This is a genomic window from Rhizobium sp. WSM1274 (assembly GCF_025200775.1).
Lineage (GTDB): Bacteria > Pseudomonadota > Alphaproteobacteria > Rhizobiales > Rhizobiaceae > Rhizobium > Rhizobium leguminosarum_I.
Map to the genome: position 1 here is coordinate 4084090 of NZ_CP104138.1, position 10911 is coordinate 4095000.

The window sequence follows — 10911 nt, forward strand, 5'->3', positions numbered from 1 at the left end:
CCGGCGGCTCATAGGCGAGTCGCGCGCGCAAGGCGCGATGCGTTTCAACAGAAAGATCACAAATGGTGACCGCCGGCAGTGACATCATCCTCTCACAAACAACAACGGACCGCTGACGCGCCTCCGGCGAACGGGACCAGCGCACTCGCGGCACAGTGCTCAGCGCCTTCCGTTGTTTTTCACGGGAGAATGCGGATGACCGTCTTTCCCGCGCGCCGCTCCGTCGAATTGAAGGCGGCGACCGCATCGTCCAGACTTGGAACTTTGCCGATGTTCGTCCGAACTCTTCCGTCCCGGACCCGCTGAACGAGCTCGGACAGCTGGGTACGATCGCCCGGTCCGACCGAAGAACGGGCAATGCGCTCGTCCAGGCGCGCCAATGCGAGGCCGGGGCGAGAAATCGGCCGCAGCAGCCGCAGCAGGGTCCGGGTCGGCAATTTTGAGAGATCGTAAGGCATTGAAGATATGGTAAATAAGCAATTAACCAGAAGCGATATGCGATTTATCTTCCGCCATGGCCGTAAATTTTAAATCAGATCCTGACCAGCGATAAGTACTGGTTACCGATGGTTATATTTTCTATAATAAAAGGAGAAATTATATTAATTCTGGACGCCAGAACTTCTTCTATGGCTATTTTATTTAACTTTTCCCGAAATTCACCCTGAATTATTCTTAATATTATTATCTACCGGCGTCGGATCCGCGGCTGCCTCGCGTTCAGCTCGCGCTGAGACTGAGGTGCTAAGTGTTTCCCTCTTGTTGTCGTTGATAGCCGTCGATGGAGAGAGGACCGGCGCAAGGCGTTTGTCGCAGAAACGGAATCTTCAGGTTCTGAATCGGATTTCCGTGGCATTGAAATAAATGAGTTCAATTTGTTTCAACGTGCCCGCAACCAAAGGCGACGTGGATCGCAGGACGGCCAAGTCCTGATAGTGTTCGCACGCCGCCGTCTGAGCAGTGGCGTGCTGGTCTATGATAGCCTTTCAGGCCGGCGCGCCTAGAATCGCGGCGACCGCATCCCCATCGAGCGCCTGGTGATCAAAGAGTTCCCGCGCCAGCCGGTCGAAGGCGGCTCGGTTTTCGCGGATCACCTCGGTTGCCCTTGCCTGCGCAAACTCCAGCCGCCGATGAACTCGATCTGCGAGCTCGACGTCGCGCGTCAGGGCAACGGTTAGATCCCGGTGTGCGAGATAGAGCAAGGGATGATGACCGCCGAAGCCGAGGGCCTGCTCCATGTCGAGAGCGATCCGTGTCGCACGGGCGAGATCGCTGTGCTCTGCGCCGCCGGAACCGGCCGACGCAGATTTGAGCACGATCAGTTCGGCCGCGCGTCCGGCCAGTAACATGGCGAGGAGCCGCTCATACCATTCCGCGGTATCCGGTGCGCCAGTCGCGAAAGACACCGCGTTGTGGCCCCCGTCCTTGGTATCAATCGTTAGGCCCTTGATGGATCCGAGACGCAGAGCGTGATGGACGATGGCATGACCTGCCTCGTGGATCGCAAATCGCCAGCGGACGTCATAAGGAACCGGCGGTCGATGACCGCGGATGCCGGCTTCGATATCGTCATAAGTCAGGCGCCGCTTTTCGCGTCGCGCCTTTAGCCTTGCCTCGCGCACGATGCGTTCAATGTCGGCGCCGGTGAGGCCCATCGCCCGCGTTGCCAGACGCAGGAGAGTTTGCGCAACGACGTTGTCTCTTTCATGCCGATCCGGCCCGTTACTTCCTTCCCGAGCGCTATCGGGCCGAAACGTTTCGCGTCTGGTTTCCGTGATCCTGATCATGGCTGCGCTCCTTCCAGACCTTCCACTCCCACGATGATGTCGAGATCGGGACCGAGTTGATGGGCGAGAATGCCAGCGAGCGCCAGAATGTCGGGCCGTGGGATGTCGATGTGCGTCTCCAGCCTCCCTGATCGACGGATCGCTTCGTCGATCTCATTCGGCCGGTTGGTGGCGCCGACAACGATGACGCCCTCGCTCTTCACCGCGCCATCGAGGAGCTCAAGCAGCTTGTTGACGTAAGCGTTCCAGTAGTCCGCGTACTGCCTCGAAGCGCTTACCCTCATGCCGATGCCATCGATCTCGTCGACGAAGAGGATGCACGGCGCCTGTGCCCTCGCTTGGGCAAAAGTGTCCGCCATACGATCAAGCACTGCATGAAGATACTCTCCTTGCAGCCAGGTCGAGACGCAGCTGACGACCAGAGGCACTTGCAGACTATTGCATAAAGCGCGTGCAAAGGTCGTCTTGCCGATTCGCGGTGGGCCGGACAAGAGAAGCTTGGTGCTCATATCGAACCAGGCAAGATTCCCGGCAAGATAATCCGCCAGGTCCGATTTCAACCCGAGCGCCCAGTCCTTTGCCGCGTCGTATCCGGTCAAGGTCTCGACCAGCAGCGCCGGTCCACCCTTTCCCGACACTCCACGGTCGGCAGGCTCTGGCTGGATGACCTCCGCACCGGTCGGCTTGCCTTTCGTAAGCGGCAAGCCGAGGCCGTTCAGCCTGTGTAGTTCCACGGCATGAGTGCATCGATTTCGCTGCTGGGCCAGCTGTTGGCTATGCGCTCGAGGGTTTGGGTGAGCCAGGCCTGCGGATCGACGTTGTTCATCTTTGCTGTCTGAAGGAGCGTGGCGATTGTCGCCCAGGTCCTGCCCCCGCCGTCGCTGCCGGCGAAGAGGGAGTTCTTTCGCGTAATTGTCTGGGGCCTGATCGCGCGCTCAACGATGTTGGAGTCGAGCTCGATGCGACCGTCGGTGAGGAAGCGTTCGAAGATGGAGCGACGCGAGGTAGCATAGCGGATCGCCTCGGCAAGCTTCGATTTGCCGGAGATCCGCGGCAGGGTTCTTTGCCAAAGGTCGAAGAGCTCATTGACGACGGCAGCAGATGTCTGCTGACGCGCCGCGGCACGAGCGTCAGGGCTTTGCCCGCGGGCAGTTTCTTCGACCTGCCAGAGCTTTGCCATCAGCTCCACCGTTTCGGTGGCGATCTTTGAGCTTTCCGAGGCGTGGAGCTCGTAGAACTTGCGTCTGCTATGGGACCAGCAGCCGGCCAATATCACTCCGTCATTGCCGCCGTCAGATCGGGCAAGCTTGTTGTAGGCGCCATACCCGTCGACCTGAAGGATGCCACGATAGCCATTCAGATGCCGGGCGACACGATCGCCAGCGCGGCTATCTTCGAAGCGATAGGCGACCATCGGCGGGCCACTGCCGCCAAAGGGTCTGTCATCCCTGGCATAGGCCCACAGCCAGGCCGTCTTTGCCGATCCGGATCCCGGCGCGAGCGTTGGCAACGTCGTCTCATCAGCGAAGATACGCTCGGCCTTCTTGACCTCGGCGAGGATGTAATCGGCCAGAATGTCGAGCTCGAAGCCGAGCTTGCCCATCCATTGCGCCATCAGCTTGCGATCGAGATCGACCTTGTCGCGGGCATAGATTGCCTCCTGCCGATAGAGCGGAAGGCCATCGGCATACTTCGAGACCGCGATCTGGGCCAGAAGTGCTTCCGTCGGAATGCCACCCTCGATGATGTGCGCGGGCGCCGATGCCTGGACGACACCGTCTTCGTTTTTGAAGCCATACTTCGGCCGCCGGGTGACGATGACCCGGAACTTCGCCGGCACGACATCTAGCCGTTCAGAGATGTCTTCTCCGATCAGCACCTTCTGCTTGCCGGCATGCTCAGGCAGTTCATCCGGCTCGATCACCACTTCGACCCGCTCCAGATGAGGTGCGAAGCCCTTGCGCGGCCGCGGCTGACGTTTGCCATCCGGATGGGCTGCGCCCTTGGTGACCTGGGCCCGGATCGCGGCGATGCCGGTCTCAATCTCCTCAAAGACAAATGCCTGCTGTTCATCGTCGATGCCTGAAGGTCCAAGCTTTTCCGATCGTCGGCCAAAGCGAGCACGATCGAAGGCTTTCAGGATCTGGGTCAGTCGTTCGATGCGTTCATCAGCATGGGCGTTTCGCGCCTTCAGATCTGCGACCTCGCTCTCAAGAGCATCAGTCCGCGCCGCCTTGTCAGCCATGGCAAGGACCATGGCCTTCAGTGTCTCTACATCATCCGGGAGCTGCAGATCGGGCGGCGTCATGAGGCCTACCAGAGCATATTTTGCTCCGGATTTCCTGCCCTTTCAGGCGGTTGATTCACTTCGCCGCAGGCCTTTACCCAACAATCTCCGGTGGCTTCACCGCCACAGAGCGAACCCGTTTCCAGTCCATGCCGTCAACGAGCGCCATGAGCTGGGCATGATTGAGCTGCACCCGGTTGTGGCCGATCCGCGGCCAGCAGAACTGCGCCTTCTCTAGCCGCTTGGAATAGAGGCAGACCCCTGATCCATCCCACCAGACGATCTTGACCCGGTCTGCCCGTTTCGCCCGGAAGACATAAAGCGAGCCGTTGAACGGATCACTGCCGGCGTCGCGCACGAGCGACAGCAAACTGTCCGGCCCTTTGCGGAAGTCGATGGGATGACTGGCGAGGAATACCTTTACACCCGCGGGGATCATGCCGAACGAACCGCCCGGATGACGCGCTGCATATGCGCCTCGTCGACATGCCGGCCCACCCGCACGACGATATTGCCAATGATGATTTCCACGACGGGGTCGGATACAACGCTCTGTGGATCCACTGTCGCTGCAGCTTGCCCAAGCTCATCACTCCCCGACAGTTCTCTGCGCCAGCGATAGAGCTGAGACGGAAGGATCCCGATTTGCCGCGCAATTGCCGAGACGTTCACACCCGGCTGACAGGCTTGCTCGACCGCTGTGGCCTTGAACTCGTCAGACCAGAACCGCCGCAACTGTCGCGGCGAGCCGTCAAGACGATCGGGCACCGCCTCGATCATCCGCATCAATCCAAGGCTAGCCGCAGGCCTAGACATAGATCCTCACATTCAGAGAAGTCGTATGTCCGAAATACCCTGCCCAGCATCAGCAGCGCCAGATGGGGTCTCCTTGCCGCTTACTGCCTTTCGATCCGCCTTTGCGTTTGTCCGTCGATGAGGACAAGGCGTCGCCATCGGCGGTGCGCTCCTGCGATGTCTGGCGCGCTCGATCAGTGGGGCTCTGCATGATCAGCCGCCGCGCGGAGGCAGTAGTGTCTCTTTCTTTTTCACCGTCGCGATCCTCGCGATTGTGGTCCGCCAGCCCGGCCAGCGCATCAATGCTGGCAAGCAGCGGTCGGCCAGGCCGGATGGCGATGGCAAGATCGTCCAGAGTCAATGCGCCCGCGTCGATCTCGGCAATGGAGCCGGCATGGTACGAGACGGTGCCGCTTCCGTATACCGCTTCCAGCAGATCCGTGATGAGGATAGTGTCGATTCCGCTGCCGCTAAGCCGCACGTCGCAAGTCAGATCGATTTGATCCGGAACGCCCTGATCAGTCTCCGATACGGCAAGAACCGGCGAGCCGTGCGCCACGGCCCAGAGCAACTGGCGCCGCATGGACGAGCGGCTTGGGCGGTCAGTCCGGGCGACCGGAATCTGCAGGAAGACACGTTTGGTTTCGCCTTCTACCCACCTCCAGATTTCGTCAACAAAGGTAAAATCCGCGGCCATGCCGACATAGGGGCCGAACGGCATAAAGGCTGTCGCTTCGACAAGCTGCGGCAGCGCCCGCTCGAACCCTTCTACCAGCACCTCCACGGCGAAGACTGCAGCAGGCCGACGAAGGAGCGAGACCACATCGCGCAGCTCAACACCCGATTCCTCCATGGTCGCTGCGAGCAAAAGCACTGTCGCCATGTCTTTGATGCTCGGCACCTCACCGGCTCGCCGACAGCCCTCACGGCATAGATAGGCGTCGTATCATCGACGCCGCTTCCGGTTGGAGAGTGTCGCTTGAGATGCGCTGGCCAGACAGATGCGGGGGGCAGGAGGTCGGGCCGCCTGCTCGAGTCCATCGGGGCCTCGATCAGGAAGGATGCGAGATGATCGCGCACCTACTGCCGATCTCGCTCGGCCTCGCCCGTCAGATAGGACTGATCGAAGGCCGGCGTAAAGCGGCCGACGACATGGCCGTCGACGATGGCGGCGGTCATGGGTCAGCAGGCCGGTACGGACGGCCAACCGCCGGGTCTTACGGCGCTGGACATGACGCAGGCGTCGAAGCAGGAAAGAAGAGAGACGATCCATCAGCCTTCCTCCATCGCATCAACCAAAGAAGCGGAAACAATTTCCGCAGCACCAGCACGAGGCATGGCAGCGTGAAGATCGCTCAAGGCGGCCCAATGGTGCCTGAACTGCATTCCGGTGGCGTTCTACTCGATGGAGATTTTCGATCGCATTTCGCAGAGGATGATTACGCATGAGGTCAACCTCCTGAAGCAGTCGCCTTCCCAACGGGATGAGCTGACGGCCGCGCTGAAGGCGACCACCCAACGCCAGAACAGCATCATCCAGCAGATCAGCGATCGAGCTGCGGAAGGCCGCCCTCGCCTCGCCGCGCTCGACGATCAATTGGACGAACTGGAAGCGACGCGCGAGAAGCTGGCGGCGGACCTGAATGCACTGGCAGAGCCGGTGGAGGATTTTCAGGAGAAGATCGCCAAGCTCAAGGCGCAGTTCAATCCCACTAATATGGAGATCATCATCCGCAAGCTCATCCTCCTCGCTCGCCACAATGCCGATGAACAAGCCAAGCAGCGGCTGATGCCCATAGTCGCGATTTGATCCAGACCGTCGTGATCGGCAAGACGCCGGGCCATCAGCCGGCATCCCTGCAGGTCCACGGATCAATCGCCAACATCATGGCATCCATGGAGGCGATTGACGTGCTCGAGCAGCAATTTCTGGCTGCCGCCCAGAACGACCTGATGGCGAAGATTGCCTCCGGCGAGATCGACACGGAAGCCAAAAAACAAAAGCTCCTCGACGCTTACGCGGAGGAACTCAAGAGCAAATACCCGGAGTGGGCAAATTTGCAAGTTTCAGTGGTTGCGGGGGCAGGATTTGAACCTGCGGCCTTCAGGTTATGGTCCGCAGGACGAGGAGCTACCATCGCCAGCGAAGATGAAGTCTTCGCGCCAGCGATATTGCTCAGGAGTGTATTTGGGATTTGGTTGCGGGGGCAGGATTTGAACCTGCGGCCTTCAGGTTATGAGCCTGACGAGCTACCGGGCTGCTCCACCCCGCGCCATTTTATTTTGCCTATGGCAAATATGGTATTTCTTGTCTGTCTGTTCAACGCAGAAGGGCCGCTTGTGAGCGGCCCTTTTGCGACGGCATGGGCCGTTTGTTTTGTTTAGAGAAGATTGTTTTATCAAAGTTGCGTTTTGCAGACCTGGCAGCGACCTACTCTCCCGCGTCTTAAGACGAAGTACCATGGGCGCAGGGGCGTTTCACGGCCGTGTTCGGAAAGGGAACGGGTGCAGCCACCCCGCCATAACCACCAGGTCGGCAAAGCGCAACTTTGTTGTTTTGAGAAGCTGGATTTGGAGCGAATAGGGAGTAGCCAATAGCGAATAGCGCTATTTGGTTCTCTTTCGCTGGTTTTGAACACGTCTTTTGGAACCTCTTCCGGCTGCGGGTGCTTGTGGCACCGATACAGGCCAGAGGCCGTCGCCAATCGTTTGGCGGGCCGTCCGCAGCGCCATGGCGCGTCAGGACAAAGGTCTGGCACATCGAACTTTGTTCGATGAGCATAGTCAATGAGAACGATCAAGCCGATCGAGCTATTAGTACCGGTAAGCTTCATGCGTTGCCGCACTTCCACACCCGGCCTATCAACGTGGTCGTCTTCCACGGCTCTGATAGGGAATACTCGTTTTCAGGTGGGTTTCCCGCTTAGATGCCTTCAGCGGTTATCCCGTCCATATGTAGCTACCCTGCTATGCCCTTGGCAGGACAACAGGTCCACCAGAGATATGTCCATCCCGGTCCTCTCGTACTAGGGACAGATCCTGTCAATATTCCTACACCCACGGCAGATAGGGACCGAACTGTCTCACGACGTTCTGAACCCAGCTCACGTACCGCTTTAATTGGCGAACAGCCAAACCCTTGGGACCTGCTCCAGCCCCAGGATGCGATGAGCCGACATCGAGGTGCCAAACAACCCCGTCGATATGGACTCTTGGGGGTCATCAGCCTGTTATCCCCGGCGTACCTTTTATCCGTTGAGCGATGGCCCTTCCACGCGGGACCACCGGATCACTATGACCGACTTTCGTCTCTGCTCGACTTGTCAGTCTCGCAGTCAGGCGGGCTTATGCCATTGCACTCGACGACCGATTTCCGACCGGTCTGAGCCCACCATCGCGCGCCTCCGTTACTCTTTCGGAGGCGACCGCCCCAGTCAAACTACCCACCATACACTGTCCCGGACCCGGATGACGGGCCGCGGTTAGACATCCATGACGATAAGGGTGGTATTTCAAGGATGGCTCCACGGAAACTGGCGTCCCCGCTTCAAAGCCTACCACCTATCCTACACATGCCGACACGAATGCCAGTGTAAAGCTATAGTAAAGGTGCACGGGGTCTTTCCGTCTGACCGCAGGAACCCCGCATCTTCACGGGGAATTCAATTTCACTGAGTCTATGTTGGAGACAGCGGGGAAGTCGTTACGCCATTCGTGCAGGTCGGAACTTACCCGACAAGGAATTTCGCTACCTTAGGACCGTTATAGTTACGGCCGCCGTTTACTGGGGCTTCGATTCAAAGCTTGCACCTCTCCTCTTAACCTTCCAGCACCGGGCAGGCGTCAGACCCTATACGTCGTCTTGCGACTTCGCAGAGCCCTGTGTTTTTGATAAACAGTCGCTACCCCCTGGTCTGTGCCACCCCATAATAGTTGCCTACCATGGGGTCACGCTTCTTCCGAAGTTACGCGTGCAATTTGCCGAGTTCCTTCAACATAGTTCTCTCAAGCGCCTTGGTATACTCTACCTGACCACCTGTGTCGGTTTCGGGTACGGTCTATACGGTGGAGCTATTTCCTGGAACCGCTCCGCTGCCCTGATAATCCAATAAACCAGAACAACTTGTGCAATCCGTCACTACCACCAGGCCCACGAATATTAACGTGGTTCCCATCGACTACGCATTTCTGCCTCGCCTTAGGGGCCGGCTAACCCTGCTCAGATTAACTTTAAGCAGGAACCCTTGGTCTTTCGGCGAGAGGGTCTCTCACCCTCTTTATCGTTACTCATGTCAACATTCGCACTTCCGATACCTCCAGGAGCCCTCACGGGTCTCCCTTCATCAGCTTACGGAACGCTCCGCTACCACGTGTATTGCTACACATCCTCAGCTTCGGTGCATGGCTTCAGCCCCGTTACATTTTCGGCGCAAAGACCCTTATTTAGACCAGTGAGCTGTTACGCTTTCTTTAAATGATGGCTGCTTCTAAGCCAACATCCTGGTTGTTTTGGGATCCTCACATCCTTTCCCACTTAGCCATGACTTGGGGACCTTAGCTGGAGGTTAGGGTTGTTGCCCTTTTCACGACGGACGTTAGCACCCGCCGTGTGTCTGCCGAGTAGTACTCCCCGGTATTCGGAGTTTGGTTAGGATCAGTAAGACGGTGAGTCCCCATAGCCCATCCAGTGCTCTACCCCCGGGGGTATTCGCTCGACGCTCTACCTAAATAGATTTCGCGGAGAACCAGCTATTTCCGAGTTTGATTGGCCTTTCACCCCTAGCCACAAGTCATCCCAATCTATTGCAACAGATGCGGGTTCGGTCCTCCAGTTGGTGTTACCCAACCTTCAACCTGCTCATGGCTAGATCACTCGGTTTCGGGTCTAATGCAACAAACTAAATCGCCCTATTCAGACTCGCTTTCGCTTCGCCTACACCTACCGGCTTAAGCTTGCTTGTTACACTAAGTCGTTGACCCATTATACAAAAGGTACGCCGTCACCCTTTCGGGCTCCGACTGTTTGTAGGCATCCGGTTTCAGGTTCTATTTCACTCCCCTTGTCGGGGTGCTTTTCACCTTTCCCTCACGGTACTTGTTCGCTATCGGTCATGCACGAGTACTTAGGCTTGGAGAGTGGTCTCCCCATGTTCAGACAGGATTTCTCGTGTCCCGCCCTACTCTAGGACAATCATGATATCTACGCGTACGGGGCTGTCACCCACTACGGCCGCACTTTCCAGAGCGTTCCACTTTAATCACAATTGCCACTGGCCTGGTCCGCGTTCGCTCGCCACTACTTGCGGAGTCTCGGTTGATGTCCTTTCCTGCAGGTACTTAGATGTTTCAGTTCCCTGCGTTCGCTTCTTACACCCTATGTATTCAGGTGCAGATACCTTATCACAATGCTTGGAACCTGGCGTCGCCTTGCGACGCAGCGAATAGTTGTTAGCGAATAGCGAATAGAATTTAAAAACTATTCGCTACTCACTATTCGCGGCGCCTGCGGCGCCAGATTCCCAAGCATTTAAGGTGGGTTGCCCCATTCGGAGATCCATGGATCAAAGCTCATTCGCAGCTCCCCACGGCTTTTCGCAGCGTATCACGTCCTTCATCGCCTGTGCATGCCAAGGCATCCACCAAATGCCCTTACGACACTTAATCGTTCTCATTGCCAATGCTCATCGTCTCGTTGCCCGTTCCAAAGGAACGGCAACAGACCGGGTTACCTTTTACAACCCAGTCAATCCAACAATGCCATTAACGTGTTCGACAGGTCTGCTTTATTGGAGCTACGCCGAGCAGCTCGCTTGCAGCCTGTCTTAAGACCAGCTTCTCGAGATATGATCCGATACCGCGCGGTCAGGCAACGGTAATCCGATCGTTCATCAGACGAAGCCCAAAGGCAACGAACAACAAACGATCCAGAGTGACAAGCTTCCTCCTACCTCCAGTCCTTCACCCATATCCGGCCGGCTAGGCCATTCATGGGATCATCAGAACTGGGCTCGGACGCCTTGGGTAAAACCCAAAACACCTGGA

Annotated in this window: 8 protein-coding genes, 1 tRNA gene, 2 rRNA genes and 1 pseudogene; 2 read left to right on the top strand and 10 right to left on the bottom strand. The window is 57.6% G+C overall.

The window, feature by feature from the left end:
• Window positions 1–179: 179 nt before the first annotated feature.
• The 7 genes and pseudogenes from N2600_RS20200 to N2600_RS20230 all read right to left on the bottom strand — a co-directional run.
• Window positions 180–332 (bottom strand): annotated as a pseudogene (locus tag N2600_RS20200) (NADP-dependent oxidoreductase); the annotation flags it as partial.
• Window positions 333–986: 654 nt separating this feature from the next.
• Window positions 987–1787 carry an ATP-dependent Zn protease gene (locus N2600_RS20205; RefSeq protein ID WP_170262988.1) on the bottom strand — a complete coding sequence of 267 codons (801 nt, stop codon included), beginning with the start codon at window positions 1785–1787 and terminating at the stop codon, window positions 987–989.
• Entirely contained in the window at window positions 1784–2521 is a 738-nt protein-coding gene (locus N2600_RS20210; protein WP_260297228.1) for an ATP-binding protein, read from the bottom strand. Before N2600_RS20210 ends, N2600_RS20205 begins: the two co-directional genes overlap by 4 nt.
• Window positions 2503–4095, bottom strand: coding sequence for an IS66 family transposase (tnpC, locus tag N2600_RS20215; RefSeq protein WP_260297203.1), 1593 nt, complete (start codon window positions 4093–4095; stop codon window positions 2503–2505). The genes N2600_RS20210 and tnpC overlap by 19 nt, the downstream gene beginning before the upstream one ends.
• A gap of 73 nt (window positions 4096–4168) precedes the next feature.
• The gene (gene tnpB / locus N2600_RS20220; RefSeq protein WP_011053349.1) at window positions 4169–4513 is read right to left on the bottom strand and encodes an IS66 family insertion sequence element accessory protein TnpB; all 345 of its coding nucleotides are present in this window, start codon (window positions 4511–4513) and stop codon (window positions 4169–4171) included.
• Window positions 4510–4854, bottom strand: coding sequence for a transposase (locus tag N2600_RS20225; RefSeq protein ID WP_163856647.1), 345 nt, complete (start codon window positions 4852–4854; stop codon window positions 4510–4512). Before N2600_RS20225 ends, tnpB begins: the two co-directional genes overlap by 4 nt.
• Before the next feature lie 85 nt (window positions 4855–4939).
• A complete protein-coding gene (locus N2600_RS20230) occupies window positions 4940–5752 on the bottom strand; it encodes a hypothetical protein (RefSeq protein ID WP_260297231.1) in 813 nt (270 codons plus the stop codon).
• A 294-nt stretch (window positions 5753–6046) separates the two neighbouring features.
• Here N2600_RS20230 and N2600_RS20235 point away from each other — a divergent pair, with 294 nt between their 5' ends.
• Entirely contained in the window at window positions 6047–6217 is a 171-nt protein-coding gene (locus N2600_RS20235) for a hypothetical protein (protein WP_260297232.1), read from the top strand.
• A 57-nt stretch (window positions 6218–6274) separates the two neighbouring features.
• Complete coding sequence (locus N2600_RS20240) at window positions 6275–6679, top strand: hypothetical protein (protein WP_260297233.1); 405 nt, start codon at window positions 6275–6277, stop codon at window positions 6677–6679.
• A gap of 386 nt (window positions 6680–7065) precedes the next feature.
• Here the strand turns inward: N2600_RS20240 and N2600_RS20245 are convergent.
• The 3 genes from N2600_RS20245 to N2600_RS20255 form a co-directional block, all read right to left on the bottom strand.
• Window positions 7066–7142: transfer RNA gene (locus N2600_RS20245), tRNA-Met, on the bottom strand.
• Between the two features lie 145 nt (window positions 7143–7287).
• A 5S ribosomal RNA gene (gene rrf / locus N2600_RS20250) occupies window positions 7288–7402 on the bottom strand.
• A gap of 260 nt (window positions 7403–7662) precedes the next feature.
• Window positions 7663–10533 (bottom strand): 23S ribosomal RNA (locus tag N2600_RS20255).
• Window positions 10534–10911: the final 378 nt, after the last annotated feature.

Coding starts and splice junctions, on each gene's coding strand:
- N2600_RS20205 (WP_170262988.1), bottom strand. CDS start 1,787: ATGATCAGGATCACGGAAACCAGACGCGAAACGTTTCGGCCCGATAGC.
- tnpC (WP_260297203.1), bottom strand. CDS start 4,095: ATGACGCCGCCCGATCTGCAGCTCCCGGATGATGTAGAGACACTGAAG.
- tnpB (WP_011053349.1), bottom strand. CDS start 4,513: ATGATCCCCGCGGGTGTAAAGGTATTCCTCGCCAGTCATCCCATCGAC.
- N2600_RS20225 (WP_163856647.1), bottom strand. CDS start 4,854: ATGATCGAGGCGGTGCCCGATCGTCTTGACGGCTCGCCGCGACAGTTG.
- N2600_RS20230 (WP_260297231.1), bottom strand. CDS start 5,752: ATGGCGACAGTGCTTTTGCTCGCAGCGACCATGGAGGAATCGGGTGTT.
- N2600_RS20235 (WP_260297232.1), top strand. CDS start 6,047: ATGGGTCAGCAGGCCGGTACGGACGGCCAACCGCCGGGTCTTACGGCG.
- N2600_RS20240 (WP_260297233.1), top strand. CDS start 6,275: ATGGAGATTTTCGATCGCATTTCGCAGAGGATGATTACGCATGAGGTC.